The sequence below is a fragment of the Qipengyuania seohaensis genome (assembly GCF_002795865.1).
GTDB lineage: Bacteria > Pseudomonadota > Alphaproteobacteria > Sphingomonadales > Sphingomonadaceae > Qipengyuania > Qipengyuania seohaensis.
Window position 1 is genome coordinate 1705398 of record NZ_CP024920.1, and the last position, 14577, is coordinate 1719974.

The following is a 14577-nucleotide window of genomic DNA, read 5'->3' on the forward strand; positions in this document are numbered from 1 at the left end:
TGGGTAGAAGGAATACGAGATCAATGGCCACTTCGGCTTCGAGTGTCTCCGAAAAACTTGCAAAGGCGAAAGCCGCCGTCGACGACGATTATGTCCCGTCCGATGACGAAGAGTACATGAGCGAACGGCAGCTGGATTTCTTTCGCGTGCTTTTGCTCGACTGGAAAAAGTCCATCCACGACGCGGCAGGACAGACGCTGCAATCGCTTCAAGACGGCCCGATCCGCGAACCGGATCTCAACGACCGCGCTTCGTCGGAGACCGATTGGGGCATCGAGCTGCGCACACGTGATCGTCAGCGCAAGCTTATCTCCAAGATAGATTCGGCGCTGCGCCGCATCGACGCGGGCGAATACGGCTACTGCGAAAAGACCGGCGACCCCATCGGGTTGCGTCGCCTCATTGCCCGGCCGGTTGCCACCATGACCGTCGAAGCGCAGACCGCGCACGAGCGACGCGAAAAGATCTCGCGCGACAATTGATCGCCGCGCAAATCTTGCGCTTCAGGTAACCATTTCTTCACGGGCGATCGCTAGCTTGCGATCTTGCCACGCATGGCATTGCGCCATGCCTGTAACGAGCAGCCTTGGAGCGATTGGCCTTGTCTTCGATCGACACGCGACATCTCAACCGGGATAGCCTTTTCCTGACGGCTGAAATCCGTCTGGAAAGCGCCAATGAACTTGCGCGTGTAAAGGTGCGTAACCTGTCGGATGGCGGCATGATGGCGGAAGGCATGCTAATGCTGTCGCGCGGCGACCGTGTCGTCGTGGAATTACGTAATGTCCGTCCCGTGCGCGGAACCGTCGCGTGGGTTCAGGGCAACCGCATGGGCATCGCTTTTGAGGAAGATATCGATTCGAAAGCCGCCCGGGCGACACCGACACCTACGCAATCTGAAGCGCCGCGCCACACCCGGCCTGTCGGGCGGTTCGCACACTACGGCACCGGACTTCGCAAGATCTGATCCGCTTGCGTGAAACCGTGTCGCTGCTAACCCAGCCTCATGCGTTTTCCTGCAGCCCTCATCGCGATCGTGGCATTGGCCGCCTGCGACAATCGCGCAGATGATGGGATTGTCGATGTCGCATTCATCGGCGAACCTCAAGATGCCTTCGAACAGGGTCTGAGGATCGGGCCTGCCGCGCAGCATATCCGCGGCGCTACGCACCAGGGATTGGTGACACTGAATTCCGACGGGCAGGTGGTGCCCGCGATTGCCGAGCGCTGGATCGTTACCGACGACGGCAGGAGCTATATCTTCCGGATTACCGAGTTCGATCTGCCGGATGGATCGCGCCTCACCGCGAACAGCGTACGGGATTCGCTGGTGCGCACCCTTTCTCGTCTCGACGGGACGAGCCTGGGGCTGGATCTTGCCAAGATCGACGACGTGCGCGCGATGACCGGAAGAGTGGTCGAAATCCGCCTGAAAAGCGCCATGCCGGGACTACTGCAGCTGCTCGCCCAGCCGGAACTCGGCATCGCGGGCGAATTTGCGCGTACCGGACCGTTGCGGGCGGCAAGATCGGATGATGCGGTCACTCTGGAAGTGATGCCGCCCGAACAACGCGGTCTTCCCCCGCAACAGGACTGGGAAGAAGGGCTGCGCTCGATCCGTTTCCAATCGGTCGGAGCCGAAGAGGCCGCACAAGGTTTCGCGCAGAACAAGTACGACCTCATGCTCGGCGGACGCATGCAGGACCTGCCCCGTGCATCCACCAGCACCTTCACTCGGGCCAGCGTCCGGCTGGATTCGGCAATAGGCCTGCTTGGTCTGGACGTGGTGCGCCGCGATGGTTTCCTGGCATCGAGCGAAAACCGCGAGGCGATTGCCCTTGCCATCGACCGCGGCGCGATCGCCAGTGCCCTTAGTATCGAGGGCTGGAATGCGGCGGACCGCATCGTGCCAGACGACCTGCCCGGAGCGACGGACCAGGTACCCGGCCGGTGGGATGGGCTATCGCTCGACCAGCGCCGCAACCGCGCCGCGCAGCGGGCGGCGGCGTGGAACAGCGCCAATGGCCGCGCTCCAAGCGTGTCGATTTCCCTGCCACAGGGGCCGGGCTCGGATATCCTGTTCGAGCGCCTGAGCGCAGATCTTTCGCAGGTCGGGATTGTGGCTCAACGGGCCGAAAGCAGGCGCTCGGCTGACCTCGTGCTGCGGGACCGGGTCGCGCGTTTCGCCGGCGCGCGGTGGTTCCTGAACCAGTTCAATTGCAGGGTATCGCCGCGCGTTTGCTCCGAAGATGTCGACTTCCTCGTTTCGCTGTCCGTCGATGCCCAGGACCCAGGTGAAGAAGCGTCCTATCTTGCCGAGGCTGAGCAGAGCCTGACCTCGCTGAATTACTATATCCCGCTCGGCGCGCCGATCCGCTGGGCCCAGGTGAGGTCGGAAGTGGAAGGCTTTGCGGAAAACCCGTGGGCCTTCCATCCCTTGTTCCCGCTCACCCGCGCGCCCATCTAGGGGCAATGGAAGACAATCGCCTCACTCCGATAGAGCCCTATCAGGGCGGCCAGGATCGCACCGAAAATCGCGCTTATGCGCAGGGCTTCGGCTTCGAATTGCCCACCGGCACCGACCCGCAATCGATCCGCCGCCGTGTCGAAGCGCTCGAGATGATCCTCGAACGTAGTATGGTCCTGCCGGGCACGAATTACCGCATCGGCCTCGACACGATTGTCGGCTTGGTGCCGGTCGTGGGTGATATCATTACCGCCGCCATGGGTAGCTATATCGTGTGGGAAGCGCGCAATCTCGGCCTGCCGAAATGGAGGCTGTGGCATATGCTCGGCCGGGTCGGGTTCGACACGGTTGTCGGCGCAGTGCCGCTGGTGGGTGACGCGTTCGACGTGCTTTACCGGTCCAATACGAAAAACCTGCGCACGATCCGCAAGCACCTCGATAAGCACCATCCCGAAACGCGGGTCATCGATCAGTAGTTTCGGTTGCGACCATTGCGCCTTGTGCGTCCCAGCCATAAGGCAGGGCGCATGACGCAGGACGTAACGTATTCCAGCTATCTCGACCTAGATCGGATACTTGCCGCTCAGCATCCCTCCTCGGATGCCCATGACGAGATGCTGTTCATCATCGTCCACCAGGCCAGCGAATTGTGGCTCAAGCTGTGCCTGCACGAGCTGTTCGCTGCGCGCGATTGCATCGTCGAGGATCGCCTGAGGCCTTCGTTCAAGATGCTGGCCCGGGTGGCGCGGGCGCAGGGCCAGCTGATCCAGAGCTGGGACGTGCTCAGCACCATGACGCCGCACGATTATTCGACCATCCGCCCTCATCTGGGCGGGTCGAGCGGGTTCCAGAGCGCGCAATACCGTATGATGGAATTCCTTCTCGGCGGGCGCAATCCGGATATGATCACCATGCACGAAGCCACCCCGGATGTGGCGGCGGATTTGCGCGCCGAGATGGAGCGCAAGAGCATCTATGCCGAAGTCGTCGCACTGCTCGCCCGGCGCGGATTCGCCATACCGGATGCGGTGCTCGATCGCGATGTCGGAGCCGCATGGGAGCATTCCTCCGAAGTCGAGGCGGCATGGGCGGAAATCTACCGCTCGCCCAAGGAACACTGGGACCTTTACGAACTGGCCGAGAAGCTCGTCGACCTGGAGTACCACTTCCAGCGCTGGCGGTTCGGCCATCTCAAGACGGTCGAGCGGATCATCGGCTTCAAGCGCGGCACCGGCGGGACCCCGGGCGTGCCCTATCTCGCAGGCGTGCTGAAAGCGGCGTTTTTCCCGGAATTGCTGAGCGTAAGGACGGCAATATGAGCTCTTGGCGCAGATCGCTCCGCATCTGGGATATCAGCCAGGTCCTGCGCCCCGGACTGCCGGTCTGGCCGGGCGATACCGAGTTCGGCTTCGAGCGGACATGGCGGATGGAGGACGGCTCGCCGGTCAATGTCGGCAAGATGACGATGACCACGCATTCCGGCACCCATGCCGATGCCCCGCTGCACTATTCCGCCAACGGAATGGATGCCGCGAGCATGGAGCTCGACCCCTTCATCGGAGAGTGCCTTGTTGTGGATGCCCGCGGCGTTTCCGGCGAAATCGACGTCGCCGACCTTTCGCACCTCGACAGCGTGGACCGCGTCCTTTTCCGTACCTGGGACAGCTTCCCGCATGACGACTGGCGCAGCGACTGGACGCCGATTTCGGCCGAGGCGGTCGAGTGGCTGGCGCTGCAGGGCGTCAAGCTGATCGGCACCGACGCGCCGAGCGTCGATCCGCAGGATTCCAAGACGATGGATGCCCACAAGGCGGTGGCGAAAAATGCCATGCGGATTCTCGAAGGACTCGTCCTCGACGAGGTGGAGGAGGGACGGTACGAACTCATCGCCCTGCCGCTGAAGATCGGGGGCGGGGATGCCGGCCTGACCCGCGCAATTCTGCGGGAAATACCAGATGCTTGAGCGTGCACGCAGTCTCGATGCGGCCGATCCGCTGGCGCAGTTTCGCGAGCGGTTCGACGTACCCGAGGGTGTTGTCTATCTCGACGGCAATTCCCTCGGCTGCCTGCCGCGCGCCACGCCAGCCCGGCTGGAGCAGGTGGTGCGAGAGGAATGGGGCCGCGACCTTATCCGCAGTTGGAACAGCGCCGACTGGATCCATCTCCCGCAGCGTGTCGGCGGCAAGATAGCACCGCTGATCGGCGCGCAGCCGCACGAGGTCATCGCCTGCGACAGCGTTTCGGTGAACCTGTACAAACTGATTTCGGCGGCGCTGGCCCTCCAGAACGTAAATGGGCGGCCCGGACGCAAAGTCGTATTGAGCGAGCCGGGCAATTTCCCGACCGACGTTTACATGATCGAAGGCCTTGAAAAACAGGGGCTTGCAGAGCGCCGACTGGTCGAGCGCGGCCAGCTTCTGGACGCTCTGGACGAGGACGTAGCCCTGCTGCTGCTTACCCATGCACATTACAAGACCGGCGAGCTATTCGATATGGAGGCTCTCACCCGCGCGGCGCATGAGAAGGGCGCGCTTGTGCTGTGGGACCTGTCGCATTCGGGCGGCGCGCTGCCCGTGCATCTTGCTGATTGCAAAGCGGATTTCGCCGTCGGCTGCGGATATAAGTATCTCAACGGCGGGCCTGGAGCGCCTGCATACGCCTTCGTCGCAACTAAACACCATGTAGCCCATGGCGTAGACGACATTGCACTTCGCCAGCCACTCTCGGGCTGGATGGGGCATGCAAGGCCATTTGCGTTCAGCGACGACTACACTCCTGCCGCCGGAGTCGACAGCCTGCTGTGCGGCACCCCCGGAATCCTCGGCCTCGCAGCGCTGGAAGTCGGTGTGGACCTCATCGCCGAGATCGGCATCAAGGCGCTTTACGCAAAGTCGCAAAAGCTGTCGGAGTTCTTCCGCCAGTGCCTCGCCGAAAGTGGGGTGGAGCTGGAACTCGTCAGCCCGTTCGACCCGTCACAGCGGGGCAGCCAGCTCTCCTTCCGGCACGAAGAGGCCTACGCCATCTGCCAGGCCCTTATCGCGCGCGGTGTGATCGGCGACTTCCGCGATCCCGACATCCTCCGCTTCGGCTTCGCACCGGCTTATCTGCGCTTCGAGGACATGGCCGAAGCGGCACGACACCTTTCGGAAGTGCTGGGCAGCGGCGAATGGCAGCGCGCCGAATTTCAAGAGCGCGCGGCAGTTACCTGAGGTCTGCTTTTGGGTGGTTAGCGGACTGGCAGCTTTTCGACAGAAGGGGCCAATAGCGGACCGCCAGCTTCCGACCCCATTCCCGACATCGGTCGAGTTTCGTTTACGGTTCGGGGTGGCAGCCTTGTCTTTGCGCGGCGCAAGATGCAGCCCGCCGAGCATGACCTGTTCGATAAAGCCCATCGCCGTTTTCCTGCTCCCCGTACTTGCGGCGTGTACGTCGACCTCCACCCCTTCCGAGATGGCTCAGCCATGGCGCTCCGCCGGACCGATCCAGCCCATCGAGACCGCTCAAAGTGAAACCAATCCGGCGATCCGCGGTGTTTGGCAAAGCCGCGGTTATGGCCGAGTGTTGCGGATCGACGAGGCGGGGGTAACCCAGTTCGAAATCGGTGCGAGCTGCTACAGTCCGGTATATTCCGGCGAGGCGCTGAGCGCGATGGATTCCGTTTCCTACCGCTACTTTCGCACGCTGCCGGGCGGCGACAGCGCGATCTTCCAGTTGCTGAGCGGCGATACCAATGTGGTGTTCGACAGGCTCGAGGCGCTTCCCGAAGGATGCACCGAAGATCCGGTTTCCACGCCGCCGGCGGTTGCAGATGCCTTTCTCGATGCCTTCGATCGGCACTATGCCTTTTTCGACCGTCGCCCACCTGGTCATGCGACCCGCGCCGCGCGCGTCCGCGCAGCAATCAGGCCCGACATGAGCGAGGCGGAATTATGGGATGCTCTTGCGGGCTACATGCACTCCCTTTCGGACAGTCACACCAAGCTCATCGGCAATGTCGGGGGAGAACGTCGTCGGGTGCAAGACGGACAGGGCACGACCCTGCCACGAATGCGGGCGGCTGAGGGCGGAGAGACTGCATGGCTCGTCGGCTTGATCGACACCACCATGGAAAAGCTGGGCGATACAGCGCAACACACCGGCAACGACCGGGTCGTCTGGGGCCTGATCGACGGACGCATCGGCTATATTCAGATCTTCCAGATGGGCGGCTTCACGGACAGGAAGGACTTTGGCACCGAAGCTTGGGCCGCAGCCGAAATGAACGAGTTCGATCGCATAATGGACGAGGCCATGACCGCCTTCGCAGAGCGCGAAATCGAAAGCGTGATCCTTGATCTTTCGAACAATCGAGGAGGCTGGGACAAGATTGCCAAGGCAATTCCTGCCCGTTTCACGGACGAGCCCTATGTCGGTTTCACGACCGTTACCCGCGGATCGGGCCTCTCCCCGTTTCCGCACATGATCGAACCTGAATCCGGCCCGCGCTTTACCGGTCCGGTCTACCTGTTGACCAGCGATGTAACGGTTAGCGGAGGCGAACTCGCCACGCTGGCACTGAGGCAAAACCCCCGGGTAATCCATGCCGGAGGCGTGACACGCGGTTCTTTCTCAACCCCGCTGGCCAAGCGGCTTCCCAATGGCTGGCTGCTCGAACTTTCCAACGAGGTCTTCGCGGCGCCCGACGGCAGGGTTTATGAGGAGAGCGGGATAGCCCCCCAAGTACCGCTCGAAGTCTATCCCGCAGAGACACCGGTGGAAGGCCACTGGCACGCGGTCGAAGCGCTGGCAGCCATGATCAACACTCACTGATCTGCGATCTGCGTTCTTTTTCTAGCTGCAGCCAGGACTGCTATCGGGTCGTTAGCGGACATTCGAAACCCAACAGCTGCGTGGCGGCGGTAACCGCGCCGACCTAAGCCTCCAGCTCGATGTCCCAGTAGAGCCAGTCCCGCCAGGTTTCGTGCAGGTAGTTGGGCGGGAACATCTTGCCATGCTGTTGCAACTGCCAGTGCGTCGGGCGGATCGGTTCGTGGTAGAGCGTCATCCCGGCCTGTTTCGGCGTGCGGCCGCCCTTCTTCATGTTGCAAGGCGCGCAGGCGGTGGCGATGTTCTCCCACGTCGTCTTGCCGCCCAGGCGGCGCGGCACGACATGGTCGAAGGTGAGATTGTTCATGTCGCCGCAGAACTGGCAGGAGAAGCGGTCGCGCAGGAACAGGTTGAAGCGCGTGAAGGCCGGGAATTCGGACGGTTTCACATATTGCTTCAGCGCGATCACGCTGGGGATCTTCATGTCGAGATTGGGCGAATGGACCTCGCGCTCATAGGTCTCGATCACGTCCACCCGGTCGAGGAAGATCGCCTTGATCGCGGTCTGCCAGGGCCACAGGCTTAGCGGATAATAGGACAGCGGCGTGTAATCCGCGTTGAGCACGAGCGAGGGACACGATTCCAGATTTCGTGTCGGATCCTCGTCGGCGCTGCGGAAGCGAGCCGCGCGTTCGAGTAACTCAGCCTTGAACATCAGTCGTAGACACGTGCGCGTCCCTCCCCGATGAGATTGAGAATGCACTTGCAAACAAAAGGGTCAAGACTGTTACAGACAGGCTATCCACAAGCTTATCCAGCGAGTCCCGTCACTTGATCGTTTCCCGCTTCGCCCCCAGCCCCAATGGTTCGCTGCATCTCGGCCATGCCTATGCGGCGATCGTAGCGCACGATCTGGTGCGCGAGCGGGGCGGACGTTTCCTGCTGCGGATCGAGGATATCGACGGCGAACGATCGCGCCCCGAACTGGCCGACGAATTCCGCGCCGACCTCGAGTGGCTGGGGCTGGAATGGGAAGAAGTGCCCGCGCAATCGACCCGGCTGGAGCGCTACGAAGAGACTGCGCTCGAGCTGCTGCATCGCGGCCTGCTCTACCCGTGCACCTGCACGCGTGCCGACATCCAGGCCGCCGAGCCGCGCCTTGGCCCGGAAGGCGCGATCTATCCCGGCACCTGCAAGGGCCGCCTGCTCGATCCCGAAAAGCCCGCTGCCCTGCGGCTGGATGCGGACCGCGCCATGGCCGAGGTGGGCGAGATATTCTGGGAGGACGAGCTTGCCGGCCTTATCATGGCGGACCCGCGCCCGCTCGGCGACGTGGTGCTTGTGCGCAAGGACGCGCCCGCCAGCTATCACCTTGCCGCCACGCTCGACGATGCGGCCGACGGGGTCACGCTGGTCACGCGCGGGCAGGACCTGTTCGCGGCTACCCATGTGCACCGGGTTCTGCAGGCGCTGCTCGATCTGCCGGTGCCCGATTGGCACCATCATCCGATCCTGGTCGACGAGACCGGGCAGAAGCTGGCCAAGCGGCGCGGATCGCCGAGCCTTGCCGATCGCAGGCTTGGCGGAGAGGACGGGCGGGAACTTGCCGACGCGCTGCGCGCTGAACAACTTCCAGCTGGAATTTCGCTCGTCAGTACCTAGGTAGGTCCTATGAACACAGTCTTCGTAATCCTCATCCTCGCGGCCATGGTCATGGTCGTCGTGTCCCTCGTGCGCGGCGTGGTGGCGTTCCTCCAATCGACCAAGATTGATTTGCAGAGCGGCGAGCAGGTGGATGCCACCGAAATGCAGCTGAAGCAGAACAAGGCGATGATGGCGCGTGTCAAATGGCAGGCGGTGGCCGTCGTGATCATGGCGATCATGCTCGCCGTTGCCGCCTGATCCGATCTGGCGGGCGAAGGGGTGGTAAAGCTCAACAAGATTTATACGCGCACCGGCGATGACGGCTCAACCGGCCTCGTCGACGGGTCCCGCGTGGCAAAGCACGCGCCGCGCATGGATGCGATCGGGGTGGTGGACGAGGCGAACAGCGCGCTCGGCCATGCCGCCGTCGCCTTGACGGATAGCGAGCACGCACAGGCGCTGTTCCGCATCCAGAACGACATGTTCGATCTGGGCGCCGACCTTGCGACGCCTGCCGCTGACGGTGACGATTTTGCGCCTTCCGAAATGGTGCTGCGGATCGTCGCGGCGCAGGTGGCGTGGCTGGAAGATGCGATCGACGCGGCGAACGAGCATCTCGAACCGCTGACCAGTTTCATCCTGCCGGGTGGGAGCGAGGCTGCGGCGCGCCTCCACGTGGCACGTGCGGCGGTGCGCCGGGCAGAGCGCGCCTGCGTCGAACTGGCATCCAATGAACCGGTCAATCCGCAGGCGCTGGCCTATATCAACCGCCTCTCCGACTATCTCTTCGTACTTGCGCGGGCCGCCAATTCGAACGGCGCCGACGACGTGAAGTGGGTTCCCGGCGCAAATCGCTGAAGCCGCGCTAGCCAGCGGCGTTCCTACTCGCTAGTGCAGCGCCTTTGCTGCATCTGCGAAGGGAAAATCACGTGAGCAAGACGATCGCCATCATCGGTGCGGGCCAGATGGGCTCCGGCATTGCGCAAACCATTGCGCAGCACGGTATGCAGGTGCTCCTCGCCGATGTGAACCTGGATGTGGCGGAGGCCGCCGTCGGCAAGATCGACAAGGCCCTCGGCAAGCTGGTCGGGCGCGGCAAGATCGAGATCGCGGATGCAGAAGCGACCATGGGCCGGATCACGCCAGTGGGCGACTATGCGCGCATGGACGAAGCGGAGATGATCATCGAAGCGGCGACCGAGAAGGAAGAGATTAAGCAGGCGATCTTCGAAAAGGCGGGCCAGAAACTGCGCGCCGACGCGATCATGGCGTCGAACACCAGCTCGATCCCGATCACGCGCATGGCGAATTATTCGCCCGACCCGGCTCGTTTCATCGGCCTGCACTTCTTCAATCCCGTCCCCGTGATGGGCCTGATCGAGGTCATTCCCGGCCTTGCCACCAGCGAGGAAACCACCGCGCGCACCCGCGGCTTCGCAGAAGCGCTGGGCAAGGAAGTGGTGCTGAGCCAGGACGAGCCCGGCTTCGTCGTCAACCGCATCCTCTTGCCGATGATCAACGAGGCGATCTTCGTCCTCGGCCAGTCGACTGCAGGCATCGAGGACATCGACAAGGGCTGCCGTCTCGGCCTCAACCACCCGATGGGCCCGTTGCAGCTGGCAGATTTCGTGGGCCTCGACACCTGTCTTGACATCCTGATGGTGCTCTATCGCACCACGCGCGACAGCAAGTATCGTCCCGCCCCGCTGCTGGTGAAATATGTCGAAGCCGGCTGGCTCGGCCGCAAGACCGGCCGGGGCTTCTACGACTATTCGGGCGAGGCTCCGGTCCCCACGCGCTAGGAACTTCCCGGCCTCGCCGCCCGTTGGTTGTGCAAAGGAGATTTTGCATGACCGATACCAAGCCGGAGAGCCAGGAAATGCGCCAGTCGGGCCTCGCGCCCGAAACGCATAACGACGAGCAGGACGATCACCGCAGCCAGGCCCAGGAAGTGGCCGAACAGGCGCAGCAGGTGACGACGGAAACCACCTCGCCGACCGAAAGCACAAAAGACGATAACCAGTCGGGCCTGATGGGCGATTCCACGCAGGACACCATCGATCACATGCGCGACATGGAAAGTTCGGGCCGGATCGACATGGACGCCTATCGCGGCGAGCCGAACCATGACGACAATGTCGACAAATACGGCAAGGGGCACAAGCCCGACGGCCTGCGCGGCGACGGCACCTAACCTGCCAGATCGCCGTCGTTGAGAATCCACAGGCCCGCGACCAAGATCGCGGAGCCTGTGGCGACGGCATAAGCCATCACCTTGAAATTCGGCGTGCTGATCGCTTCGAACTCGTGCGGATCGAGCCGCGCGAGCGTCTTGCACGCCCGTCTTTCCGCCGTGACGGCGAGCCATGCGCCGCCCACGATGAACATGGTGGCGATCGCCTTGGCTAGCCAGGGCGGCTGAAATTCCCCGAACACGGCGCGGAAACCCAGCCCGATACCGATTGCAGCGAAAGCAGTGCGCATCCAGCCCGCAAATGTCCGCTCCATCGCCATGATGTTGCGGTCTTCGGCAAGGTCCGTGCGGAACTCAGCCCACTCGGTGCTCTTGTCTTTACCTTTTCGGGGATCGTCTTGCGCCATGCCCCTTCAGCGTATGGGGCAAGCGGTGGTTCCGCAAGCCGTCACCCGACCGGTTCGGTCGATACCAATGGCTCGGTGTCGTTGATCAACCAGCTGTTGTCCTGGGGCGAGGGTTCCATCGGCGCATTCAGCGTGCCCGCCTGCGAATACCATTCGTCCAGCGCGGGGTCCTGGCGGACCTGCGGACGCGGAGCGGCGGCCTGCTGCTGCACGGGCGCGCCGGGCTGTGCGACCGGCGGGCCTTGCGTCTGTTCGCCCGTCTGCTCGGCGATCTGCTGGAGCATTCCGGGGTCTTCCTCGCGGCCGACCATGAAAACGACGGACAGCAGGAACAGCCCGATCATGATGAGCTTCTTGCGCTGTTTGGTAAAGACGCTGGTTTCCATGGGCAGCAACTATAGCGCCGCCTGGGTTAAACCTTTCTTTCCGCCGCTTGCGCCTTCAGCTCGTACAGCTTTTCAAGAGCTTCGCGCGGGCTGAGCGCGTCGACGTCGATGGCATCGATCAGCGCGCCGAGGCCATCGTCCTGCTCTTCGGCAGCTTCCACGCTCGCGGCGAAGAGGGGCAGGTCGCCAAGCCCGGCAGCAAGCCCGCCGGTTTCGGCGCGGCCCTTTTCCAACTTGTCGAGCACGGCTTTCGCCCGCTTGATGACAGGGGCAGGAACACCCGCCAGCTTCGCCACGGATAGACCGTAACTGCGATCCGCCGCGCCCTTGGCCAGTTCGTGTAGGAGAACGAGATCGCCCTTCCATTCACGCGCGCGGACATGGTGCAGGCTGAGAGCCTCGCAGGTGTCGGCAAGGCGCGACAACTCGTGATAATGCGTTGCGAACAGGCAGCGGCAGGCAAGCTGTTCGTGCACCGCCTCAACCACCGCCCATGCCAATGCCATGCCGTCATAGGTCGACGTGCCGCGCCCGACCTCATCGAGGATGACGAAGCTGCGGTCCGTCGCCTGGCTCAGGATCGCCGCCGTCTCGACCATTTCGACCATAAAAGTGGAGCGTCCGCGCGCGAGGTTGTCGCTCGCCCCGACACGGCTGAACAGCCGGTCCGCTAGGCCTATCTTCGCGGAGGTGGCTGGGACGAAGCTGCCCGCCTGTGCCAGCAGCATGATGAGCGCGTTCTGGCGCAGGAAGGTCGACTTGCCGCCCATGTTGGGGCCACCGATCAGCCACAGCCGGTCGTCCGGTCCCAGCGCGCAGTCATTGGCGACGAAACGTTCGCCCGCCTTCGCCAGCGCCTGCTCCACCACCGGATGCCGCCCGCCGGTGACGTCGAGGCAGGGCTCATCCAGCATTTCGGGTCGCGACCAGTCGCCTTCGACGGCGCGTTCCGCAAGCGCTGCGGACACGTCGATCCGGGCAAGCGCGGCAGCGGTTGCGGCGATGGCTTCGCGGTCGGTGCACACCTCGCCCACGAGCTGTTCGAAATGCTCTTCCTCGGCGGCAAGGGCGTGCGCACCGGCTTCGGCGATGCGGCTGGCTTCTTCGTGCAGGCCGACCGAATTGAAGCGGACCGCGCCGGCCATCGTCTGGCGGTGCGCAAAACCGCTGTCGGGCGCCATCAGCTTGTCGCCGTGCTTGGCGGGCACTTCGATGAAATAGCCGAGCACCTTGTTGTGCTTGATCTTGAGCGAGGCGGTTTCGGTCTCGTCGCGATACTTCGCCTCCAGCGCCGCAATCGCGCGCCGCGCATTGCCGCTGGTTTCGCGCAGCGCGTCGAGCGCGTGATCGTAGCCTTCGGCGATAAAACCGCCCTGGCTGCGTTCGGTCGGCGGGGAGGGAACGAGCGCGCGCGACAGATGGTCGACCAGTGCCCCGTGCCCGCCGAGCGCGCCGGCCATTCGGTCGAGCAGCGGGGGCAGGTCCGCGCTTTGCGAAAGCATGTCGCGCACGCGGCGCGCCTCCGACAGTCCGTCGCGGATCTGGCCCAGATCGCGCGGGCTGCCGCGGCCTGCCCCGATGCGGCCCAGGGCGCGCCCGATATCGGGTGCCTGCCGCAGGATTGCGCGCAGGTCCGCGCGCAGCAGCGGGTCGACGTGGAAGTGATGGACGGCGGCGAGCCGTTCCTCGACCGCGCCGAGATCGGCCAGAGGGGCGGACAGGTCCTCGGCCAGTTGCCGCGCACCGGCGCCGGTGGCGCAGCGATCGACGCAGGCGATGAGGCTGCCTTCCCGCCCGCCGTTCTGCGCGGCGAGGATTTCGAGGCTGGTCCTCGTCGCCGCATCCATTGCCAAGTGCGCGCCCGATCCGCGCGCGACCGGCGGCAGGAGGAACGGCAGCTGGCCGCGCCCCGCATGGTCGAGATAGGCGATTAGACCGCCCGCCGCCGCCAGCATGGGGCGCGTAAAGTCTCCGAGGCCGTCCAGCGTCGCGACGCCGTGGAGCTGCTTGAGGCGTGCCTCGCCGTCTTCGCTGCGGAAGTCTGCGCGGGGCCGGGCGATCACCTCGTCAGTGCCGTCGTCCCAATCGTCCGGAGCGACAATTTCGCTCGCTCCAAGACGCGCCAGTGCGGCATCGAGCCGGTCGGGCGCGCATTCTTCCAGTTCCATACGGCCGGTCGAAATGTCGCAGGAGGCGAGCCCGACCGCGTCGCGCACCGGGGCGATCGCGACCAGGAGGTTCGCGCGGCGCGGTTCCAGCAGCGCCTCTTCGGTCAGCGTCCCGGCCGTGACGAAGCGCACGATGTCGCGCGCTACCAGCGTTTTCGAAACCGGCTTGCCTTCGCGCCTCGCGCGCTCCTTCGCCTCGTCGGGCGTTTCCGTCTGCTCGGCAATGGCGACCCGGCACCCGCCCTTGATCAGGCGCGCAAGATAGCCTTCCGCCGCATGGACCGGCACGCCGCACATCGGCACCGGCTCTCCGCCGTGTTCGCCGCGGCTGGTCAGCGCGATGTCGAGCACGCCGGCCGCAACCCGCGCATCGTCGAAGAACAGTTCGAAGAAATCGCCCATGCGATAGAACAAGAGCGCATCGCCCGCTTCGCGTTTGAGCGCGAGGTATTGTTCCATCATCGGGGTGGGTTTGCCGGACATCCTCTACGCCGTAGCGGGGCGG

17 protein-coding genes are annotated in these 14577 nt (G+C 63.8%); 13 read left to right on the plus strand and 4 right to left on the minus strand.

The features are described 5' to 3' along the window. Positions 1-23 precede the first annotated feature (23 nt). The 8 genes from dksA to CVE41_RS08485 all read left to right on the plus strand — a co-directional run bounded on the left by dksA (position 24) and on the right by CVE41_RS08485 (position 7276). A complete protein-coding gene (dksA, locus tag CVE41_RS08450) occupies positions 24-482 on the plus strand; it encodes an RNA polymerase-binding protein DksA (protein WP_100260244.1) in 459 nt (152 codons plus the stop codon). Positions 483-595: 113 nt separating this feature from the next. Further along, positions 596-967, plus strand: a complete 372-nt coding sequence (locus CVE41_RS08455) for a PilZ domain-containing protein (RefSeq protein ID WP_232725615.1) — start codon at positions 596-598, stop codon at positions 965-967. Positions 968-1006: 39 nt separating this feature from the next. Then, positions 1007-2467 carry an ABC transporter substrate-binding protein gene (locus CVE41_RS08460; protein ID WP_100260245.1) on the plus strand — a complete coding sequence of 487 codons (1461 nt, stop codon included), beginning with the start codon at positions 1007-1009 and terminating at the stop codon, positions 2465-2467. Between the two features lie 5 nt (positions 2468-2472). Continuing rightward, positions 2473-2943 carry a DUF4112 domain-containing protein gene (locus tag CVE41_RS08465; RefSeq protein WP_100260246.1) on the plus strand — a complete coding sequence of 157 codons (471 nt, stop codon included), beginning with the start codon at positions 2473-2475 and terminating at the stop codon, positions 2941-2943. Between the two features lie 51 nt (positions 2944-2994). Further along, the gene (locus CVE41_RS08470) at positions 2995-3786 is read left to right on the plus strand and encodes a tryptophan 2,3-dioxygenase (protein ID WP_100260247.1); all 792 of its coding nucleotides are present in this window, start codon (positions 2995-2997) and stop codon (positions 3784-3786) included. Further along, the gene (gene kynB / locus CVE41_RS08475; protein WP_100260248.1) at positions 3783-4430 is read left to right on the plus strand and encodes an arylformamidase; all 648 of its coding nucleotides are present in this window, start codon (positions 3783-3785) and stop codon (positions 4428-4430) included. The genes CVE41_RS08470 and kynB overlap by 4 nt, the downstream gene beginning before the upstream one ends. Further along, positions 4423-5676 (plus strand): kynureninase, encoded by a 1254-nt coding sequence (gene kynU / locus CVE41_RS08480; RefSeq protein WP_100260249.1) that lies wholly within the window; start codon positions 4423-4425, stop codon positions 5674-5676. The genes kynB and kynU overlap by 8 nt, the downstream gene beginning before the upstream one ends. A gap of 160 nt (positions 5677-5836) precedes the next feature. Next, entirely contained in the window at positions 5837-7276 is a 1440-nt protein-coding gene (locus CVE41_RS08485) for a S41 family peptidase (RefSeq protein ID WP_100260250.1), read from the plus strand. A 103-nt stretch (positions 7277-7379) separates the two neighbouring features. Here the strand turns inward: CVE41_RS08485 and CVE41_RS08490 are convergent, their stop codons facing one another. After that, positions 7380-7988: an HNH endonuclease gene (locus CVE41_RS08490; protein WP_090477349.1), complete on the minus strand. Its 609-nt coding sequence runs from the start codon at positions 7986-7988 to the stop codon at positions 7380-7382. Between the two features lie 116 nt (positions 7989-8104). On the opposite strand from CVE41_RS08490, the gene gluQRS reads away from it, so the two are divergent. From gluQRS to CVE41_RS08515, 5 genes are all read left to right on the plus strand, one after another. Beyond that, positions 8105-8935, plus strand: a complete 831-nt coding sequence (gene gluQRS / locus CVE41_RS08495) for a tRNA glutamyl-Q(34) synthetase GluQRS (protein ID WP_100260251.1) — start codon at positions 8105-8107, stop codon at positions 8933-8935. 9 nt (positions 8936-8944) lie between these two features. Beyond that, positions 8945-9175, plus strand: a complete 231-nt coding sequence (locus tag CVE41_RS08500) for an HIG1 domain-containing protein (RefSeq protein WP_100260252.1) — start codon at positions 8945-8947, stop codon at positions 9173-9175. Between the two features lie 21 nt (positions 9176-9196). Beyond that, positions 9197-9775, plus strand: a complete 579-nt coding sequence (locus tag CVE41_RS08505) for a cob(I)yrinic acid a,c-diamide adenosyltransferase (protein ID WP_100260253.1) — start codon at positions 9197-9199, stop codon at positions 9773-9775. A 71-nt stretch (positions 9776-9846) separates the two neighbouring features. After that, positions 9847-10719, plus strand: a complete 873-nt coding sequence (locus CVE41_RS08510) for a 3-hydroxyacyl-CoA dehydrogenase NAD-binding domain-containing protein (RefSeq protein WP_100260254.1) — start codon at positions 9847-9849, stop codon at positions 10717-10719. A gap of 47 nt (positions 10720-10766) precedes the next feature. Then, positions 10767-11111: a hypothetical protein gene (locus CVE41_RS08515; RefSeq protein ID WP_100260255.1), complete on the plus strand. Its 345-nt coding sequence runs from the start codon at positions 10767-10769 to the stop codon at positions 11109-11111. Here the strand turns inward: CVE41_RS08515 and CVE41_RS08520 are convergent. Genes CVE41_RS08520 through mutS form a run of 3 tightly spaced genes read right to left on the minus strand, consistent with a single transcriptional unit; the run spans position 11108 to position 14555 of the window. Continuing rightward, positions 11108-11518, minus strand: coding sequence for a YidH family protein (locus CVE41_RS08520; protein WP_100260256.1), 411 nt, complete (start codon positions 11516-11518; stop codon positions 11108-11110). The two genes, CVE41_RS08515 and CVE41_RS08520, sit on opposite strands and share 4 nt — an antisense overlap. Positions 11519-11559: 41 nt before the next feature. Next, a complete protein-coding gene (locus CVE41_RS08525; protein ID WP_100260257.1) occupies positions 11560-11904 on the minus strand; it encodes a hypothetical protein in 345 nt (114 codons plus the stop codon). Positions 11905-11930: 26 nt separating this feature from the next. Then, positions 11931-14555 carry a DNA mismatch repair protein MutS gene (gene mutS, locus CVE41_RS08530; RefSeq protein WP_100260258.1) on the minus strand — a complete coding sequence of 875 codons (2625 nt, stop codon included), beginning with the start codon at positions 14553-14555 and terminating at the stop codon, positions 11931-11933. Positions 14556-14577: the final 22 nt, after the last annotated feature.

Coding starts and splice junctions, on each gene's coding strand:
- CVE41_RS08485 (WP_100260250.1), top strand. CDS start 5,837: ATGACCTGTTCGATAAAGCCCATCGCCGTTTTCCTGCTCCCCGTACTT.
- CVE41_RS08460 (WP_100260245.1), top strand. CDS start 1,007: ATGCGTTTTCCTGCAGCCCTCATCGCGATCGTGGCATTGGCCGCCTGC.
- CVE41_RS08520 (WP_100260256.1), bottom strand. CDS start 11,518: ATGGCGCAAGACGATCCCCGAAAAGGTAAAGACAAGAGCACCGAGTGG.
- CVE41_RS08465 (WP_100260246.1), top strand. CDS start 2,473: ATGGAAGACAATCGCCTCACTCCGATAGAGCCCTATCAGGGCGGCCAG.
- dksA (WP_100260244.1), top strand. CDS start 24: ATGGCCACTTCGGCTTCGAGTGTCTCCGAAAAACTTGCAAAGGCGAAA.
- CVE41_RS08500 (WP_100260252.1), top strand. CDS start 8,945: ATGAACACAGTCTTCGTAATCCTCATCCTCGCGGCCATGGTCATGGTC.
- kynB (WP_100260248.1), top strand. CDS start 3,783: ATGAGCTCTTGGCGCAGATCGCTCCGCATCTGGGATATCAGCCAGGTC.
- CVE41_RS08470 (WP_100260247.1), top strand. CDS start 2,995: ATGACGCAGGACGTAACGTATTCCAGCTATCTCGACCTAGATCGGATA.
- mutS (WP_100260258.1), bottom strand. CDS start 14,555: ATGTCCGGCAAACCCACCCCGATGATGGAACAATACCTCGCGCTCAAA.
- CVE41_RS08525 (WP_100260257.1), bottom strand. CDS start 11,904: ATGGAAACCAGCGTCTTTACCAAACAGCGCAAGAAGCTCATCATGATC.
- kynU (WP_100260249.1), top strand. CDS start 4,423: ATGCTTGAGCGTGCACGCAGTCTCGATGCGGCCGATCCGCTGGCGCAG.
- CVE41_RS08490 (WP_090477349.1), bottom strand. CDS start 7,988: ATGTTCAAGGCTGAGTTACTCGAACGCGCGGCTCGCTTCCGCAGCGCC.
- CVE41_RS08515 (WP_100260255.1), top strand. CDS start 10,767: ATGACCGATACCAAGCCGGAGAGCCAGGAAATGCGCCAGTCGGGCCTC.